The sequence below is a fragment of the Variovorax sp. PMC12 genome (assembly GCF_003019815.1).
Classification (GTDB): domain Bacteria; phylum Pseudomonadota; class Gammaproteobacteria; order Burkholderiales; family Burkholderiaceae_C; genus Variovorax.
Genome location: NZ_CP027773.1, coordinates 811907 through 829961 on the forward strand (window position 1 = coordinate 811907; position 18055 = coordinate 829961).

General features: G+C 64.1%; 20 protein-coding genes. 10 read left to right on the top strand and 10 right to left on the bottom strand.

What is annotated here, in order from left to right; genetic code table 11:
- Window positions 1–17 precede the first annotated feature (17 nt).
- Together C4F17_RS03720 and C4F17_RS03725 are read left to right on the top strand one after the other, a co-directional pair.
- Window positions 18–1715 (top strand): NAD+ synthase, encoded by a 1698-nt coding sequence (locus tag C4F17_RS03720; RefSeq protein WP_106934315.1) that lies wholly within the window; start codon window positions 18–20, stop codon window positions 1713–1715.
- Window positions 1712–2050, top strand: coding sequence for a P-II family nitrogen regulator (locus C4F17_RS03725; protein WP_106934316.1), 339 nt, complete (start codon window positions 1712–1714; stop codon window positions 2048–2050). Before C4F17_RS03720 ends, C4F17_RS03725 begins: the two co-directional genes overlap by 4 nt.
- Before the next feature lie 47 nt (window positions 2051–2097).
- Here the strand turns inward: C4F17_RS03725 and C4F17_RS03730 are convergent, their stop codons facing one another.
- The 6 genes from C4F17_RS03730 to C4F17_RS03755 form a co-directional block, all read right to left on the bottom strand.
- A complete protein-coding gene (locus tag C4F17_RS03730) occupies window positions 2098–2688 on the bottom strand; it encodes a TIGR00730 family Rossman fold protein (protein ID WP_106934317.1) in 591 nt (196 codons plus the stop codon).
- Between the two features lie 31 nt (window positions 2689–2719).
- Window positions 2720–3127 (bottom strand): diacylglycerol kinase, encoded by a 408-nt coding sequence (locus C4F17_RS03735; RefSeq protein ID WP_081266304.1) that lies wholly within the window; start codon window positions 3125–3127, stop codon window positions 2720–2722.
- Window positions 3124–3690, bottom strand: a complete 567-nt coding sequence (locus tag C4F17_RS03740) for an RDD family protein (RefSeq protein WP_106934318.1) — start codon at window positions 3688–3690, stop codon at window positions 3124–3126. Before C4F17_RS03740 ends, C4F17_RS03735 begins: the two co-directional genes overlap by 4 nt.
- 14 nt (window positions 3691–3704) lie before the next feature.
- Complete coding sequence (locus C4F17_RS03745) at window positions 3705–4349, bottom strand: DUF3106 domain-containing protein (RefSeq protein ID WP_234382533.1); 645 nt, start codon at window positions 4347–4349, stop codon at window positions 3705–3707.
- A 193-nt stretch (window positions 4350–4542) separates the two neighbouring features.
- The gene (locus C4F17_RS03750) at window positions 4543–4965 is read right to left on the bottom strand and encodes a DUF3619 family protein (RefSeq protein ID WP_081266307.1); all 423 of its coding nucleotides are present in this window, start codon (window positions 4963–4965) and stop codon (window positions 4543–4545) included.
- A complete protein-coding gene (locus C4F17_RS03755; RefSeq protein WP_081266308.1) occupies window positions 4962–5528 on the bottom strand; it encodes an RNA polymerase sigma factor in 567 nt (188 codons plus the stop codon). The genes C4F17_RS03750 and C4F17_RS03755 overlap by 4 nt, the downstream gene beginning before the upstream one ends.
- 280 nt (window positions 5529–5808) lie before the next feature.
- Between C4F17_RS03755 and C4F17_RS03760 the strand changes: the two genes are divergently transcribed.
- The 7 genes from C4F17_RS03760 (at window position 5809) to C4F17_RS03790 (ending at window position 14086) form a co-directional block, all read left to right on the top strand.
- Window positions 5809–7593: an acetolactate synthase 3 catalytic subunit gene (locus C4F17_RS03760; protein ID WP_106934319.1), complete on the top strand. Its 1785-nt coding sequence runs from the start codon at window positions 5809–5811 to the stop codon at window positions 7591–7593.
- Between the two features lie 104 nt (window positions 7594–7697).
- Window positions 7698–8189 (top strand): acetolactate synthase small subunit, encoded by a 492-nt coding sequence (gene ilvN / locus C4F17_RS03765; RefSeq protein ID WP_081266310.1) that lies wholly within the window; start codon window positions 7698–7700, stop codon window positions 8187–8189.
- A 53-nt stretch (window positions 8190–8242) separates the two neighbouring features.
- On the top strand, window positions 8243–8506 hold the full coding sequence (locus tag C4F17_RS03770; RefSeq protein ID WP_081266311.1) for a DUF4282 domain-containing protein: 264 nt from the start codon (window positions 8243–8245) through the stop codon (window positions 8504–8506).
- Between the two features lie 53 nt (window positions 8507–8559).
- Complete coding sequence (ilvC, locus tag C4F17_RS03775) at window positions 8560–9576, top strand: ketol-acid reductoisomerase (protein WP_081266312.1); 1017 nt, start codon at window positions 8560–8562, stop codon at window positions 9574–9576.
- 182 nt (window positions 9577–9758) lie between these two features.
- Window positions 9759–10583, top strand: a complete 825-nt coding sequence (gene pssA, locus C4F17_RS03780) for a CDP-diacylglycerol--serine O-phosphatidyltransferase (protein ID WP_081266313.1) — start codon at window positions 9759–9761, stop codon at window positions 10581–10583.
- Between the two features lie 201 nt (window positions 10584–10784).
- Window positions 10785–12488, top strand: coding sequence for a 2-isopropylmalate synthase (gene leuA, locus C4F17_RS03785; RefSeq protein ID WP_106934320.1), 1704 nt, complete (start codon window positions 10785–10787; stop codon window positions 12486–12488).
- Window positions 12489–12547: 59 nt separating this feature from the next.
- Entirely contained in the window at window positions 12548–14086 is a 1539-nt protein-coding gene (locus C4F17_RS03790; RefSeq protein WP_106934321.1) for a 2-isopropylmalate synthase, read from the top strand.
- Here the strand turns inward: C4F17_RS03790 and C4F17_RS33295 are convergent.
- Window positions 14083–14403: a hypothetical protein gene (locus C4F17_RS33295; RefSeq protein WP_234382999.1), complete on the bottom strand. Its 321-nt coding sequence runs from the start codon at window positions 14401–14403 to the stop codon at window positions 14083–14085. The genes C4F17_RS03790 and C4F17_RS33295 overlap by 4 nt on opposite strands.
- Here C4F17_RS33295 and C4F17_RS03795 point away from each other — a divergent pair.
- Entirely contained in the window at window positions 14369–15415 is a 1047-nt protein-coding gene (locus C4F17_RS03795; protein ID WP_234382829.1) for a serine hydrolase, read from the top strand. The two genes, C4F17_RS33295 and C4F17_RS03795, sit on opposite strands and share 35 nt — an antisense overlap.
- Before the next feature lie 70 nt (window positions 15416–15485).
- Here C4F17_RS03795 and C4F17_RS03800 read toward each other — a convergent pair whose 3' ends face one another.
- Genes C4F17_RS03800 through aat form a run of 3 tightly spaced genes read right to left on the bottom strand, consistent with a single transcriptional unit; the run spans window position 15486 to window position 17848 of the window.
- Window positions 15486–16307: an IclR family transcriptional regulator gene (locus C4F17_RS03800; protein WP_081266317.1), complete on the bottom strand. Its 822-nt coding sequence runs from the start codon at window positions 16305–16307 to the stop codon at window positions 15486–15488.
- Between the two features lie 30 nt (window positions 16308–16337).
- A complete protein-coding gene (locus C4F17_RS03805; protein ID WP_106934322.1) occupies window positions 16338–17087 on the bottom strand; it encodes an arginyltransferase in 750 nt (249 codons plus the stop codon).
- Window positions 17084–17848, bottom strand: a complete 765-nt coding sequence (gene aat, locus C4F17_RS03810; protein ID WP_106934323.1) for a leucyl/phenylalanyl-tRNA--protein transferase — start codon at window positions 17846–17848, stop codon at window positions 17084–17086. Before aat ends, C4F17_RS03805 begins: the two co-directional genes overlap by 4 nt.
- Window positions 17849–18055: the final 207 nt, after the last annotated feature.

Below are 18055 nucleotides of genomic sequence, written 5' to 3' on the forward strand. Positions count from 1 at the left end.
TTTTTCTTCCTTCTGCAATGACGCTCAAGCTCGCCATCGCGCAACTCAATTTTGTGGTGGGCGACCTCGCCGGCAACGCGAAGAAGATCGTCGATGCCGCGCGCGAGGCCTATTTGCAAGGCGCGCGGCTGCTGCTGACGCCGGAACTTTCCATTGCCGGTTATGCGGCAGAAGACCTGTTCCTGCGGCCCGCCTTCACTCTAGCTTGCGATGATGCCGTGAAAGGCATTGCCGCCGCTCTGGCCGACCTCAAAGACATGGTCGTGGTGGTGGGGCATCCGACCGGCGGCAGCCTGCGCAGCCGCTCGGTGGCGGTACAGCTTCGGCACAACGCGGCCAGCGTCATCAGGGAAGGCCGCGTCCTCGAGACATACGCCAAGCGCGAGCTGCCCAATTACCAGGTGTTCGACGAGCGCCGCTACTTCACCCCGGGGCAAGATACCTGCGTGTTCGAGGCGGGCGGCGTCTCGGTCGGCCTGCTGATCTGCGAGGACGCCTGGTTCGACCAGCCGGCCGAACTCGCCCGCGAAAGCGGCGCCGAGGTGCTTGCCGTGATCAACGCCTCGCCGTACCACGTGGGCAAGGAAGGCGAGCGCGTGGCACGCATGGCCGACCGGGCGCGTGCTGTCGGGCTGCCGCTGGTGTATGCGCACCTGGTGGGCGGGCAGGACGAAGTGGTGTTCGACGGCGCCTCTTTCGCGCTGCAGGCCGACGGTACCGCAGCTATGCAGGCCGAGAGCTTTCGCGAAAAGCTGGTGTTTGCCCAGCTCGAACGTACGCCGCAGGGTGGCGTGGGCTTCGTCGCCGAGGCGGGGGCCATTGCCGCGCCGCGCGACGCCGAGGCGCAACTCTGGGACGCGCTGGTGCTTGGCGTGCGCGACTACGTCGGCAAGAACGGTTTTCCGGGTGCCATCCTGGGGCTTTCGGGCGGCATCGACTCCGCCCTGGTGCTCGCCATCGCGGTCGACGCATTGGGCAAGGACAAGGTGCGCGCGGTCATGATGCCTTCGCCTTACACGGCTGACATCAGCTGGATCGACGCGCGCGACATGGCGGGCCGGCTGGGGGTGCGCTACGACGAAATCTCGATCAGGCACACCTTCGAGTCCTTCAAGGACGCGCTGGCCGAAGAGTTCAGGGGCATGCCCGAGGACACGGCCGAAGAGAACATCCAGGCCCGCATCCGCGGCACGCTGCTGATGGGGTTGTCGAACAAGTTCGGCTCCATCGTGCTGACCACCGGGAACAAGAGCGAAATGGCCACCGGCTATTGCACGCTCTATGGCGACATGGCGGGCGGTTTCGCGGTCATCAAGGACCTATTGAAGACCACGGTGTTCGCGCTGGCGCGATGGCGCAATGCCCACGACCCCTACGGCACCGGCGCCGAGCCCATTCCCGAGCGGATCATCACGCGCCCCCCCAGCGCCGAACTGCGGCCCGACCAGACCGATCAGGACAGCCTCCCGCCCTACGACATCCTCGACGGCATCCTGGCACGCTACATGCAGGACGATGAAGGCATCGACGAGATCATCGCCGCCGGCTACGAGCGCGCGGTGGTCGAGCGGGTTGCGCGGCTCATCAGGATCAACGAATACAAGCGGCGCCAGGCGCCCGTAGGCATTCGGGTCACCCATCGAAGCTTCGGCAAGGATTGGCGTTACCCTATCACCAGCAAATTCAACGAAACCGCCGGAGCAAGAAAACCATGAAGCAGATCACCGCCATCGTCAAACCCTTCAAGCTCGAGGACGTGCGCGAGGCCTTGGCCGAAGTGGGCGTTACCGGCCTGACAGTCACCGAGGTCAAGGGCTTCGGCCGCCAGAAAGGGCACACCGAGCTCTACCGCGGCGCCGAGTACGTGGTCGACTTCCTGCCCAAGATGAAGGTCGAAGTGGTCGTCAACGAGGCCGACGTGGAGCGCTGCATCGAGGCCATCGTCAATTCCGCGCGCACCGGGAAGATCGGCGACGGCAAGATCTTCGTGACCGAGGTCGAACGCATCGTGCGCATCCGTACGGGCGAAGAGAACGAAAACGCGGTCTGAAGCAAAAAAGCCTCCGGTGACGGAGGCTTTTTCAGGGTGGGCGGGCGTCAGAGGTTTTCCGACAGCCTGTCTTCCCGCGGATGGAGCGGCACCTCGGCGCGCAACGCGGCCAGAAGCTCGGTCACCTCGGTGCCGGTGCGGATCAGTTCCATCTGCCACTCGCCCATGAAGCCTTCGCGCACGCTGTGGGCCAGGAAGCCCAGAAGGCCGTCGTAGTAGCCGGCGGTGTTGAGGATGCCGGTCGGCTTGTCGTGATAGCCGAGTTGGCGCCAGGTCCAGATCTCGAAGAGTTCCTCGAAGGTGCCGATGCCGCCCGGGAGGGCGACGAAGGCGTCGGCGCGTTCGCCCATCATGGCCTTGCGTTCGTGCATGGTGTCGACCACATGGAGTTCGTCGCATAGCGAATTGGCCAGTTCCTTGTCGACCAGCGCCTTGGGAATGACGCCGACCACGCGGCCGCCGGCGAGGCGGGTGGCCTCGGCCACCGTACCCATCAGGCCGGTTCGGCCACCGCCGTAGACCAATTGGCCGCCGTGCTTGCCGATCCACTGGCCGACCGCTTGCGCGGCCTGGGAAAACTCGGGGCGCTCGCCGGGGCGCGAGCCGCAATACACACAGATCGAAAATTCAGGATTCATCCTGCCATCATGCCGCAGCCGGCATGCCTTCTCATGACAGGAAGCGTTGCCACAGCGCGGCGGCCCAGATGCCGCCGCAGAGCACGAGCGACAGCAGCACGGCCGCGCTGCCCATGTCCTTGGCGCGCTTGGACAGGTCGTGCCATTCGGGGCCGATGCGGTCGATGGCGGCTTCGACGGCGGTGTTGAGCAGTTCCACGATCATCACCAGGAGCGCGCTGCCCGCGAGCAGGGCCACTTCGACCCAGCTGCGGCCAAGCCAGAAAGCCGCCGGGATCATCACGATCGACAGGATGGCTTCCTGGCGGAAGGCGGGCTCGCTCCAGCCGGCGCGCAGGCCGTGCAGCGAGATGAGCGTGGCGTGCCAGACGCGCTCGAAGCCCTTGCGGGCCTTTTGCGGATTGACGGCGGGATCGGGAAGATTGGGCAAGGCACTCATCGGCGGCTCATCGGCTTGGAGGTGATGAGCCGCGTACCGGCCCAGGCGTCGTGCCAGAACTGGCGGTCGGGGTGAAAACGTGCAAGCAGGGCCCATATTGCGACCCAGCCGAAGATCAGGAGGGTCGATTCGCCGCCCGAGAGCTTGAAAGGGGCAAGCGCGGCCAGCGGTGGCAGGAACCAGATCCAGCTCAGCAGGTAACGTGCAAGCGCCCGGCGCTGGCTGATGGGCCGGCCTTGCAAGTCGACGATGCGGATGTTCCAGGTTTTCATGGCGAGGGTCTGGCCCTTGGTCCAGAACCAGACGAAGTACACGCCAAAAACGACGAAGAGGAAAGCCTGGAAAAGATGGCGCCGCGAATCCATGGCGTCGCGCATCTGTCCCAGCGTGCTGAAGAGCCAGCCCGAGACGAACACGACCGCGAAAAGCAGCATGCCTTCATAGAGCCAGCAGGCCATCCGGCGCCACAGGCCGGGGACTGTAGGGACGGGAGCGCTGCTTGCTGGTGGGACGGGCGAGGCCGGGTGATCGGATCCCGAGACTTCGGGAGTACTGGAAACCATCGAGGCCCTTGTGGTCAGGGAGAAGTGGCAGCCGGTTCGGCCGTGGCCGACGAAGGGGGCGGCACCTGTGCTTCCGCAGGAACTGGCGGCGCCGAGACGCCGGATGGCTGCGGCGCCGCGGGGGTCACCACGACAGCCGGAGCTGTCGAAGGCGAGCGTTCCGGCGGGGTGGCGACCATGAGTGTGGCGGGCGGCGCCGGAGGGGCGGGCGGCGGCGTCAGCAGGATCCTCGGCGTGTGCTGTACGCCGGGCGTGACCGCGGGCACGGGCACGAGCTTCTGCGAGGAAACAGGGCGCACCGGGATGGCGGCACCGCGCGGCTTGGGAGGAGCGCGCTCGGCCAGCTTTCGCTTTTCTTCCTCGCTCAGGGCTTGGTACTGCTCCCATTTGGCCTTGCGCTCGTCAGCCGGAATGCGCTTGACCTCCGCAAAGTTCAGGCGTGCCTGGGTGCGCTGCTGGTTGCTCAGTGCGGCCCACTCGATCATGCGGCTGTGAAGCGTCTTCCTGTCCTCTGCCGACATTTCCGAGTAATTGCGCGACAGCGCCAGCCATTTACGCTTTTGCCCGATGTTCAGGGTGTTCCAGTGGGGGCCGAGCGGCGCGAGGGCCTGCTGCTGCCCCGAGGTGAGTTCGCTCCAGAGCGGCTTGGTCGTCGACACGGCCTTGGGGCTGCTGACGCCCGCGGTGGCCGCAGCGGTCTCTGCACGGGGCTGTGCGCCGGCAGTCGTCAGCCCAAGGGCGGCGACCGCAAGCGCACTCGCCCAAACGACTGCGCCCGCCTGAAGCGGGCGCAGCGGGCGGGAGGAGTTCGCGCTGGGAGAGGGGCGGCGTCGCATTCGGTCAGTGAAAAGTTCAGTCGGAGGCGCTGTCGGCCTTCAGGAATTGAGCAAAACCGGGGTCGGTATAGGCAGCAGGCGGCAGGTCGCCGGTGAGCAGTGCCGAATCGACTTCGGCGAGTTCGCTGGCGCGGTCGTCGTCCTGCATCACGCTGATGGTGATGAGGCCGGCCACGAGCGCAATGAGCGGCACCACCGAGCCGATGCGGGTCCACCAGCTGCCACCCAGTATTGCCGTGTGGCCCGACTGCACCACCACGGGGGCCGCCCGCAGTTGCGGGGGCAGCTTGCGCGCGGCCACGGCCTGCGCACGAGCCACGCGGAGCCGTTCGCCGATGTCGTGCGACAACTCCTTGTTGCCGGCCGAGAGGCGGGCAGCGAGGCGCCGTCCGAACTCGTCTTCGGCGGTGAATGAGGAGGGTGAAACCTTAGTATTCATAGCGATATTCCCTTGGCCTTGAGCGCTTTGCTCAGAGCGTGAACGGCTCGCGAGCAGTGGGTTTTGACGCTGCCTTCGGAACAGCCCATCGCTGCGGCCGTCTCCGCGACGTCCATTTCCTCCCAGTAACGCATCAGGAAAGCCTCGCGTTGACGGCCCGGCAATGCTGCGATCTGTTCCTCGATCTCGTGGAAGACCTGGGCGCGGCGGGTGGTGTCTTCGGCGCTCTCCGATTCCCTAGAGTCGGTCGGCGAGACGAAGTTCTCCAGCAGGTCGAAATCGCCGTCGTCGTCGACCGAGTCGAAGTCGCTGAGGTTCGAGAACAGGGCGCGGCGGGTCTTCTGGCGCCGGAACCAATCGAGGGTGCAGTTCGACAGGATGCGCTGGAACAGCATCGGCAGTTCGTCGGCCGGCTTGTCGCCATAGTGCTGCGCCAGCTTCATCATGCTGTCCTGCACGATATCGAGCGCCGCTTCTTCATCCCGCACGTGGTAGACCGAGCGCTTGAAAGCGCGTCGTTCGACGCTTTTCAGGAAGTCGGAGAGTTCTAGTTCAGTGGCCAAGCGAGAGGGGGCGCAGGTCGCGCCGCGTGGGAAGAGGGGTCTAGCGATCGCGTATGTTTACCGCCGCGGATTATGCCTTTGTCGCTTTACGCAAGAGCTGAAGCGAATCTGAACGCCCGGAAATGTCATAATCCGCGCTGCAAGTCAAAAGGCAAACGGGTCACGGTCCGGCGGAACATCAGTCCGCTCATGGCTTTGGCCTCAAGTCCTGGCGCGGCCTCACAAGGGTTGGCAAGGGGCACCCAAGGTATTTCGTTCCCGAAATAAACAAAGGTTGATCATGGAAATCTCCAAGGCGGAAATCCTCTCCGCTGCCGCTGCGTCGTCGCACGCCGGCAACGCCACGCAAGAACTCATGGGCGCTGAAGTGCTGGTCAAGGCACTGCAGGCCGAAGGCGTGCAATACGTCTGGGGTTACCCCGGCGGCGCCGTTCTCTACATCTACGACGCGTTCTACAAGCAGGACACCATCCAGCACGTGCTGGTGCGTCACGAGCAGGCAGCCGTGCACGCGGCCGACGGCTATGCGCGCGCGACCGGCGAAGTCGGCGTGGCGCTGGTCACTTCCGGCCCGGGCCTGACCAACGCGGTCACCGGTATCGCCACGGCGTACATGGACTCGATCCCGATGGTGATCATTTCGGGCCAGGTGCCGACCGCGGCCATCGGCCTCGACGCCTTCCAGGAATGCGACACGGTCGGCATCACCCGCCCCATCGTCAAGCACAACTTCCTCGTCAAGGATCCCAAGGATCTGGCCATGACGATGAAGAAGGCCTTCCACATCGCGCGCAGCGGCCGTCCGGGCCCGGTGGTGGTGGACGTGCCGAAGGACGTTTCCTTCAAGAAGGTTCCCTACGCAGGTTATCCCGACAAGGTCGAGATGCGTTCGTACAACCCGGTGCGCAAGGGCCACGGCGGACAGATCCGCAAGGCGCTGCAACTGTTGCTGGCCGCCAAGCGCCCATACATCTACACGGGCGGCGGCGTGCTGCTGGGCAACGCCACCAACGAGCTGCGCACCCTGGTCGACATGCTCGGCTACCCGGTCACGAACACGCTGATGGGCCTGGGCGCCTATCCGGCGAGCGACCGCAAGTTCCTCGGCATGCTGGGCATGCACGGCACCATCGAAGCCAACAACGCGATGCAGAACTGCGACGTGCTGCTGGCGGTGGGTGCGCGTTTCGACGACCGCGTCATCGGCAATCCCAAGCACTTCGCGCAGAACGAACGCAAGATCATCCACGTCGACATCGACCCGTCGAGCATCTCCAAGCGCGTGAAGGTCGACATCCCGATCGTCGGCGACGTGAAGGACGTGCTCACCGAACTGATCTCGATGATCCGCGAGAGCACCGCCAAGCCCGACGCCGGTGCGCTGGCCGGCTGGTGGAAGACCATCGAGGCCTGGCGCTCGCGCGACTGCCTCAAGTACGACCGCGGCAACAAGGACGTGATCAAGCCGCAGTACGTGGTCGAGACCCTCTGGAACATGACCAAGGACGCCGACGCGTACATCACGTCGGACGTGGGCCAGCACCAGATGTGGGCCGCCCAGTACTACCGCTTCGACGAGCCGCGCCGCTGGATCAACTCCGGCGGCCTGGGCACCATGGGCGTGGGCATTCCCTATGCCATGGGCATCAAGCTCGCCAAGCCCGATTCGGAAGTGTTCACCATCACCGGCGAAGGCTCGGTGCAGATGTGCATCCAGGAACTATCCACCTGCCTGCAATACAACACGCCGATCAAGATCTGCTCGCTCAACAACCGCTACCTGGGCATGGTGCGGCAGTGGCAGGAGATCGAATACTCCGGCCGCTACAGCCACAGCTACATGGATGCACTGCCCAACTTCGTGAAGCTCGCCGAGGCCTACGGCCACGTCGGCATGCTGATCGAGCGTCCACAAGACGTGGAGCCCGCGCTGCGCGAAGCACGCAAGCTCAAGGACCGCACGGTGTTCATGGACTTCCGCACCGATCCCACTGAAAACGTGTTCCCGATGGTGAAGGCCGGAATGGGCATCACCGAAATGCTGCTGGGTTCCGAAGATCTCTGATCCGCGGAACATTCGCTCAACTCCTTACTGACGAATCTATTGCCCGCCGAGCCCGCGCATTACCGTGCACGGGGGAGGGCGGCGAAAAGAGGAGTCACGCAAACATGAAACACATCATTGCAGTGCTGTTGGAAAACGAGCCGGGTGCTCTTTCCCGCGTGGTGGGCCTGTTCTCGGCCCGTGGCTACAACATCGAATCGCTGACAGTCGCGCCGACCGAGGACTCGAGCCTCTCGCGCATGACCATCGTCACGACCGGCTCCGACGACGTGATCGAGCAGATCACCAAGCACCTGAACCGCCTGATCGAAGTGGTGAAGGTCGTCGACCTGACCGAGGGCGCCTACACCGAGCGCGAGCTCATGATGGTGAAGGTGCGCGCGGTCGGCAAGGAGCGCGAGGAAATGATGCGCATGGCGGAAATCTTCCGCGGCCGCATCATCGACGTGACCGACAAGAGCTACACCATCGAACTCACCGGCGACCACGGCAAGAACGACGCTTTCCTGGAAGCGATCGAGCGTAGCGCTATCCTCGAAACTGTCCGCACCGGTGCCAGCGGCATCGGGCGCGGTGAGCGCATCCTGCGCGTGTAGGGGGTGCAGATCCCCTCAGTTTCATCGTTTCATCGACACATGAGGAGAACGTGATGCAAGACTTGCTGGGATTCGACAAGATGGTGACGCCCATCATCATCCGGATACTGTATTTCCTTGGATTGCTGGCTGTGCTCGCAATGACCGCCACGGCGCTGTTCCAGGGGCGGATCCTGGTCGCCATCGGGGTCCTGGTTTTCGGCGCGATCATTGTTCGCGTCTACAGCGAATTGCTGATCCTGCTGTTCCGCATTCACGACAACCTCGTGTCCATCAATCAGCAAATGAAGGCCCGGAATACTTCCGGCCCACTGTGAGTGAATGCGTCCCCGCTGTTGGGGATGCTCGAGATTAAATAGGAAAGACGCATATGAAGGTTTATTACGACAAGGACGCGGACCTCAGCCTCATCAAGGGCAAGACGGTCGCCATCATCGGTTACGGCTCGCAAGGCCATGCGCACGCGCAGAACCTGAACGACAGCGGCGTCAAGGTCGTGGTCGGCCTGCGCAAGGGCGGCGCCTCGTGGCCCAAGGTCGAGAAGGCCGGCCTGAAGGTCGCTGAAGTCGCCGACGCCGTGAAGGCCGCCGACGTCGTCATGATCCTGCTGCCCGACGAGCAGATCGCGAACGTCTACAAGAACGACGTGGCTCCGAACATCAAGGAAGGCGCTTCGCTGGTCTTCGCGCACGGCTTCAACGTGCACTATGGCTTCGTGCAGCCGCGCGCCGACCTCGACGTATGGATGGTCGCTCCCAAGGCCCCGGGCCATACCGTGCGCAGCACGTACACCCAAGGCGGCGGCGTGCCCCACCTCGTGGCTGTGCACCAGGACAAGACCGGCAAGGCACGTGACCTCGCGCTGAGCTACGCCACCGCCAACGGCGGCGGCAAGGCCGGCATCATCGAGACCAACTTCCGCGAAGAAACCGAGACCGACCTGTTCGGCGAACAAGCGGTTCTGTGCGGCGGTACGGTCGAGCTGATCAAGGCCGGTTTCGAAACGCTGGTGGAAGCCGGCTACGCGCCCGAAATGGCGTACTTCGAATGCCTGCACGAGCTGAAGCTGATCGTCGACCTGATCTATGAAGGCGGCATCGCCAACATGAACTACTCGATCTCGAACAACGCCGAGTACGGCGAGTACGTCACCGGCCCGCGCGTCGTGACCGAAGAGACCAAGAAGGTCATGAAGCAAGTGCTGAAGGACATCCAGACCGGCGAATACGCCAAGAGCTTCGTGCTCGAAAACGCTGCGGGCGCTCCCACGCTGATCAGCCGCCGCCGCCTGAACGCAGAGCACCAGATCGAAGTCGTCGGCGAAAAGCTGCGCGCGATGATGCCCTGGATCAAGAAGAACAAGCTGGTCGACCAGACCCGCAACTGATCATCCGGTTGAAGGGCGCTTCGGCGCCTTTTCCCGAGGGCCACCCGTCGCGGTGGCCCTTTTGTTTGAAGGGGGCGAAGAGGTCCCCTGAACTACACTGCGAGCCATGCGATTCACAGATCAAGATGCTATCGATTGGATAGCTGTACGTGGCGTGCCCATGAGGGACGGAGGCAATTTCAATGCATGACGATACGGTTCCCGACGACGTGCAACCGCGCAAACGCCGCAAGGGCATCTACATCCTGCCGAACCTGTTCACGCTGGCGGCGCTGTTCGGCGGGTTCTATTCGGTGGTGATGGCCATGAACGCGCGCTTCGACCTCGCGGCGCTAGGCGTGTTCGCCGCGATGGTGCTCGACAGCCTCGACGGCCGCGTGGCCCGCATGACCAACACGCAGAGCGCGTTCGGCGAGCAGATGGATTCGCTGTCCGACATGGTGTCGTTCGGCGCCGCGCCCGCGCTCATCGCTTACGAGTGGTCGCTCAAGGGCCTGGGGCGCTGGGGCTGGATTGCCGCGTTCGTGTATTGCGCCTGCGCGGCCTTGCGGCTGGCGCGCTTCAACGTGAACACCGGCGTGGTCGACAAGCGTTGGTTTCAGGGACTTCCGTCGCCGGCGGCCGCGGCACTGGTGGCCGGCTTCATCTGGCTGGTGAATGAATGGGGCAAGCGCGGCGGCGACGTGCTGTACCTTTCGTGGACGCAGATCACCTGGGTCACGTTTGCATTCACGCTGTATGCGGGTCTCACGATGGTCACGAACGCGCCGTTCTACAGCTTCAAGGACATCCAGATGAAGAAGAGCGTGCCCTTCGTGGTGATCGTGCTCATCGCGCTGGGCATCGCGGTCATCAACATCAACCCGCCGACGGTGCTCTTCGGCCTGTTCGTCGCCTACGGCCTGAGCGGCTATGTCGTGTATGCCTGGCGCAAGGCCAAGGGCCAGCCGGCAAGCGTGATCAGTACCTCCACCGAAGAGCCCGACGAGCGCGGACTGCATAACTGAGGCCAGGGCAGGCCCGCTCAGCCTGTGCTACATTCGCAACCCTCATGACCAAGATTTCGCTGCTGGCCCTACTAGCCCTCCCTCACGGGCGGAGACGGTAGCGCACGCGCAAATCCCTCACCACGGCCCGTTAGCACCAGCAACGGGCCGTTTGTTTTTTGGGGTTGCTGGTCGATTACCAACCATCACAGAGAAATCGACATGCTCAAGCAACCTCAAAGCAAATACCGCGCATTCGCCCCGATCGGCCTCAAGGACCGTACCTGGCCCGATGCCGTGCTGACCAAGGCGCCCATCTGGCTGTCGACCGACCTGCGTGATGGCAACCAGGCGCTGGTCGAGCCGATGGACATCGCGCGCAAGATGCGCATGTTCGAAACCCTCGTGGCCATCGGCTTCAAGGAAATCGAAGTCGGTTTTCCCTCGGCATCGCAGATCGAATTCGACTTCGTGCGCAAGCTCATCGAGGAAGACCGCATTCCCGAAGACGTGACCATCCAGGTGCTGACGCAGGCACGCGACCACCTCATTGCACGCACCTTCGAGTCGCTGCAAGGCGCGCCGCGCGCCATCGTGCATCTCTACAACGCAGTGGCCCCGGTGATGCGCCGCGTGGTCCTCGGCATGAACGAAGACCAGATCGTCGAGCTCGCGACCACGCACGCGCGCATGTTCAACGAGTTCGCAGCGAAGCAGCCGAACACCCGGTGGACCTTCCAGTATTCGCCCGAAATGTTCTCGGGCACCGACGTGGCGTTTTCCAAGCGCGTGGTCGATGCGGTAACGGAAGTGTGGGCACCGACGCCGCAGCGCAAGTGCATCGTCAACCTGCCGACGACGGTCGAGCATTCCACGCCGAACATCTTCGCGGACATGATCGAGTGGATGCACCGCAACCTCGCGCGGCGCGATTCCATCGTGCTTTGCGTGCATCCGCACAATGACCGCGGCACCGGAACCGCGGCCGGCGAACTGGCCCTCATGGCCGGTGCCGAGCGAATCGAAGGCTGTCTCTTCGGCAACGGCGAGCGCACCGGCAACCTCGACCTCGTGAACGTCGCGCTCAACCTCTACACCCAAGGCGTTTCTCCGGAACTCGATTTCTCGAACATCGACGAGATCCGCGCGACGGTCGAGCACTGCAACCAGATTCCCGTGCATCCGCGCCACCCTTACGTGGGCGACCTCGTCTACACCTCGTTCTCCGGCTCTCACCAGGACGCGATCAAGAAGGCTTTCGCGGCGCGCAAGGAAGGCGATATCTGGGACATGCCTTACCTCCCCATCGATCCGAAGGACGTGGGCCGCAGCTACGAAGCCGTGATCCGCGTGAACAGCCAGTCCGGCAAGGGTGGCATGGCCTATCTGCTCGAGAGCGAGTACGGCATTGAAATGCCGCGCCGCCTGCAGATGGAATTCATGCAGGTCGTGCAGCGCGTGATGGACGTGGCCGGCAAGGAACTCACCGCCGCCGACCTCTGGGACCTGTTCGTGCGCGAATACGGCATCGAGACGGCGCAATCGCTCCAGCACCGTGTGATCGAGGAAGAAGGCGAGGGCGCCAACGCTTCCGTGGTCCTGCGCGGCGATCTGCTGTGGAATGGCGAAACGCGTGCCATCGAAGGCCGTGGCAACGGACCCATCGACGCCTTCACCCAGGCGCTGAGCAAGGCCACCGGCCACACGGTCCGCGTGATGGACTACCACCAGCATGCGATCGGCGCCGGTGCCGATGCGAAGTCCGTGGCCTACCTGGAACTGCGCGTAGATGAAAGCCAGACGCTGTTCGGCGTGGGCATCGACGCCAACGTGATCTCGGCGTCGCTGAAAGCGATTGTTTCGGGTGTCCAGCGTTCGCGGGCCCGGGGCGCGCACAGCGCACAATCGGTGGTTGAAGTCGCCTGACGTCGCCGCGCGGATCCGCGCAGTGCTCGGCAGGTGGCAGCGAACCAAGGAGAACCACGATGACCGAGCAACTCATAATTTTCGACACCACCTTGCGCGACGGCGAGCAATCGCCGGGCGCCTCGATGACGCGCGACGAGAAGATGCGCATTGCCAAGCTGCTGGAGCGGCTGAAGGTCGACGTCATCGAGGCCGGCTTTCCAGCCAGTTCGAACGGCGATTTCGAGGCCGTCAAGGCGATTGCCGGCACGATCAAGGACTCGACGGTGTGTGGCCTGTCGCGCGCCAATGACCGCGACATCGCACGCGCCGCCGAGGCCCTCAAGGGCGCGGCCCGCGGGCGCATCCACACCTTCATCGCGACCTCGCCGCTTCACATGGAAAAGAAGCTGCGCATGACTCCCGACGAGGTGCACGAACAGGCCCGACTGGCGGTGCGCTTCGCGCGCAACCAGATCGGCGACGTCGAATTCAGCCCCGAAGACGGCTACCGGAGCGATCCGGACTTTCTCTGCCGCGTGCTGGAGACCGTCATCAACGAAGGCGCCACCACCATCAACGTGCCCGACACCGTCGGCTACGCCATTCCAGAGCTATACGGCAACTTCATCAAGATGCTGCGCGAGCGCATTCCCAACAGCGACAAGGCCATCTGGTCGGTGCATTGCCACAACGACCTGGGCATGGCCGTGGCCAACTCGCTGGCCGGCGTGAAGATCGGCGGCGCGCGCCAGGTGGAATGCACCATCAACGGGCTGGGCGAGCGCGCTGGCAACTGCTCGCTCGAGGAAGTGGTCATGGCGGTCAAGACCCGCAAGGACTATTTCGGGCTCGACCTGCGCATCGACACCCAGCACATCGTGGCCGCGAGCCGCATGGTGAGCCAGACCACCGGCTTCGTGGTGCAGCCGAACAAGGCGGTGGTGGGCGCCAATGCCTTCGCGCATGCCTCGGGCATCCACCAGGACGGCGTGCTCAAGGCCCGCGACACCTACGAAATCATGCGCGCCGAGGACGTGGGCTGGACGGCCAACAAGATCGTGCTGGGCAAGCTCAGCGGCCGCAATGCCTTCAAGCAGCGCCTGCAGGAGCTGGGCGTGACCATGGAGAGCGAAGGCGAGATCAACGCCGCCTTCCTGCGCTTCAAGGAGCTGGCCGATCGCAAATCCGAAATTTTCGACGAAGACATCCTCGCGCTCGTCAGCGCGGAGGAGGTGTCGAACGTTGGTGAGCGGTTTGCGTTCGTTTCTCTCTCCCAGCACAGCGAAACCGGAGAGCGCCCCCAGGCCAAGGTCGTCTTCACCGTCCAAGGCAAGGAAGTCACCGGCGAATCCGACGGCAATGGCCCGGTTGATGCTTCTCTGAAGGCGATCGAGTCGCACGTCAAGAGTGGCGCAGAGATGGTTCTTTACTCTGTAAACGCCATCAGCGGCTCGACGGAAAGCCAAGGAGAAGTTACAGTCCGGTTACAAAACGCAGGGCGGGTGGTCAATGGTGTGGGTGCAGACCCCGACATCGTGGTCGCTTCGGCAAAGGCTTATTTGAGTGCGCTCAACAAGTTACAGAGCCAAGCTGAGAGAGTTGCGGCACAAGGTTAGGTTTTCAGGCGATCCTTGGTATTCGATTGAAGAAGAGGATGCAAGTAACTGATATTGCGTGCCTTTTTTGATTTCGATACACTGCGGTCCTCGTTTGTCGCCGCTGGAGATTTATTAATGCCTGAAGCCCGTCTCCGCCGAGTTTCCAGCCAGCGGTTTCTACCCGCACTCAAGTTCATCGCCGTCGCGTTCTGCGCCACGGCGTTTTTGCTGCCTGGCGCCCAGGCCGCGAAAAAAGAAAAGCCCGCCGCCTCCAAGACCACTGCCGCCAAGAAGGGCGTTGTGCCGGTCGAGGCCAAGCGCAGCGCGTCGTCCAAGACGGCTCGCGGCGCCGCAGTCGCCAGTCGTGGCGGCCGGGCCGAGAAGAACGAAAAAGTAGAGAAAGTCGTTCGTGGTGGCCGCAACGTGGTTGCCACCATCCACAAGAAGAACGGCAAGACCGTGGTGGCCGTCCAGCGCCGCTCGGTCGTTCGTGTCGAACAGCCCGCGCGCCAGTCCTTCGGCCAGATGGCCGGCCTGCACGGCACCGAAGATTCGCTCGACCTGAAGTCGAGCGTCGCGCTGGTCATCGACCAGGACACCCACGAAGTGCTGTTCAGCAAGAACGACCACGCCGTGCTGCCGATCGCGTCGCTCACCAAGCTGATGACCGGCCTGCTCATCAGCGAGGCGCACCTGCCGAATGAAGAGCTCATCACCATCACCCAGGACGATGTCGACACCGAAAAGCGCAGCAGCTCGCGCCTGACCGTCGGCACGACGCTGTCGCGGGGCGAACTGCTGCACCTGGCGCTGATGTCGAGCGAAAACCGTGCGGCGCACGCGCTGGGCCGTACCTATCCGGGCGGGCTGTCGACATTCGTCAGCATCATGAACGCCAAGGCAAAGATGCTCGGCATGAAGGACACGCGCTACGTCGAGCCCACGGGCCTGTCGAGCCGCAACCAGTCGAGCGCGCAAGACCTGGCGCTGCTCGTCAATGCAGCCTATGCAGACGCCACGGTGCGTTCGCTGTCGACCTCGCCTGAATACCAGGTGGAGGTGGGCAACCGCGTGCTGCAGTTCAACACCACCAACCGTCTCGTGAAGAGCCCCGATTGGGAAATCGGTGTGCAGAAGACCGGCTACATCTCCGAAGCCGGCCAATGCCTCGTGATGCAGGCCAAGGTGGCGGGGCGCAAGCTGATCATGGTGTTCCTGGATTCGGCCGGCAAGTTCAGCCGCATCGCCGACGCCGAGCGCGTTCGCCGCTGGGTCGAGGCCACGCATTCGATCTCCGGCTCGCCGGCCGCGTCTTCGCGCAACGTGGGCTACCAGGTCGCTGGCTGAGCTGGATCTACCCGCTCCAATGAAAACAGGCCCTTCGCAGGGCCTGTTTGCTTTTGGGGTTCTGCCAGGGTCAGGCGCCTGCCGAGGGGCTGCCGTTCGCCGGGGTGGCCGCAGCCCCATCCTTGAACCCCAGCGCGCCAGAGATCTCGTTGGCCGTGGCCTGCAGCTTGGGCAGCCAGCCTTCGTCCAGCCGATCGGCCGGGGCAGAGATGGAAAGGCCCGCCACCAGCTTGCCCTGGTCGTCGTAGATGCCGGCAGCCATGCAGCGCACGCCCAGCTCCAGTTCCTCGTTGTCGCGGGCGATGCCGTACTGGCGCGCCTTCGACAGCTCGCGCTCGAGCGCGGGCAACTGGGTGATGCTGTTGCGCGTGTGGCCGGCCAGCCCCGTGCGGGTGGCGTAGCTGCGCACGCGCTGCGGATCGTCGGCGGCCAGGAACAGCTTGCCGGTCGAGGTCAGGTGCAGGGCGGCGCGGCCGCCGATGGCGCGCACCACCTGCATGCCCGAGCGCTCGCTGTACGAGCGCTCGATGTACACGATCTCGTCGCCCTGGCGCATGCTCAGGTTGACCGGCTGCTGCGTGAGCTTGTGCAGTTCGCGCATCGGCCCCAGCGCCGCGTCACGCACGTTGAGCCGGCCCTTGACCAGGTTGCCCAGCTCCAGCAGGCGCATGCCCAGGCGGTAGCTGCCGGCCTCGGGCCGGTCGACGAAGCGGCCCACCGCGAGGTCGTTGAGGATGCGGTGCGTGGTCGACGGGTGAAGGCCGGTCTTTTCGCTGATCTCCTTCAGCGAAATCGCCTCTTCGCGGGATGCCAGGACATCGATCAGCGCGAACATGCGCTCGATCACCTGGATCACGGGAACGGCGGGAATGTCTGATTGGTTTTTTCTCATGGCGCTCTGCGGTGATGACCGGGCGCCATTTTACCTTGTGAAATCGCCGGGCGCTTGCCAGCGACCGTCCACCAACACTTCGTGCGGGGAAAAGCGCGCCTTGTAGTTCATTTTCGGGCTGTGCTCGATCCAGTAGCCCAGGTACACGTGCGGCAGGCCCAGCTTGCGCGCCTGCTCGATCTGCCAGAGCACGCTGTAGGTGCCGTAGCCGGCGCTGGTGTCGGGCTCGTAGAAGGTGTAGACGGCCGAGATGCCGTCGTTCAGCACGTCGAGGATCGACACCATCCTGAGCGCCCCGGCGCTGCCGTCAGGCAGTGTTTCGCGAAACTCCACCAGCCGCGAGTTGACCCTGCTCTGCAGCAGGAACTGGGTGTACTGGTCGATGCTGTCGTGGTCCATGCCGCCGCCCGCATGGCGGCCGTTCTGGTAGCGCAGGTAGAGCTGGTAGTGCTCCGGCACGAAGCAGAGCTTCAACACGCGCGCCTGCAGTTCGGAATGCTGTTTCACTGCGCGCCGCTGGCTGCGCGTGGGGTGGAAGCTGTTGGCCAGCACCCGCAGCGGAACGCACGCGCGGCAGCCGTCGCAGTAGGGGCGGTAGGTGAACATGCCGCTGCGCCGGAAGCCGCTGAGCACCAGGTCGGAGTAGGCGTCGTTGTGGATCAGGTGGCTGGGCGTGGCCACCTGCGAGCGGGCCTGGCGATCCGGCAGGTAACTGCAGGGATAGGGCGCCGTCGCGTAGAACTGCAGGGTGTGAAGCGGAAGGTCCTTGAGGTGCGTCACGTCGTCACATCGGGAGAATGAGGTCGCGCGGAAAGGAGTTCAGTCCAGTATACGGGCTCGAAACGCCACTGTGGCCCCTCTTCCTGCCGGGCCTGGGCCACGTGCGCGACGAAGCGCCCGCGCGGCATTTCGCGGGCGCCGAGGCTCGCGAGGTGGGATGTGTTCTGCTGGCAGTCGATCATTTGCACGCCGTAACGCCTGCAAAGCGCCACCAGCGCCGCCAGCGCGATCTTCGAGGCGTCGGGCCGGCGCGTGAACATCGACTCGCCGAACACCGCGCGGCCCAGCGCCACGCAATAGAGGCCGCCCGCCAGCTTGCCGTCGATCCAGGTCTCGACGCTGTGGGCATGGCCGGCGCGGTGCAGATCCGTATAGGCCCGCACCATGTCCGGAACGATCCACGTGCCCGACTGGCCCACCCGTGGCGAGCGCGAGCAGGCCTCTATGACGGCGCCGAAGTCATGGTCGATGCGCACTTCGCAGCCAGGCGTCTGCGCAAAGCGCGCCAGGGTCTTGCGCAGCGAGCGATGCAGGTGGAAGTCAGCTACCTGCAGCACCATGCGTGGGTCGGGGCTCCACCAGAGAATCGGCTGGTCCTCGCTGAACCATGGGAAGACGCAACTGCCGTAGGCCTGCGTCAGGGTATCGACATCCAGTGCGCCGCCGGCCGCGAGCAGGCCGGGCACCGGGTCGGCGGCCCCCCATGCCGATGCGGGATCGGGCAGCGCGTCTCCGGGTTCGAGCCAAGGCAGTTGTTGCATGTTCACAGGTATACACGGCTTATCGAAAACTGAATCCAGTTGGGGGAAAATTGCGTACGCCCCGGGTCTGCCCATCAGGCAAAGGCCCGGAGCGTAGCGACCGCTGGCACGACACACCCACAAGACCCGTCGAAGACCATATAGTCCACAGCTTGCATTCGCCACGGTACCCTCAGGTACCAGCGAATCCGGCTGGCAACTGTTTTG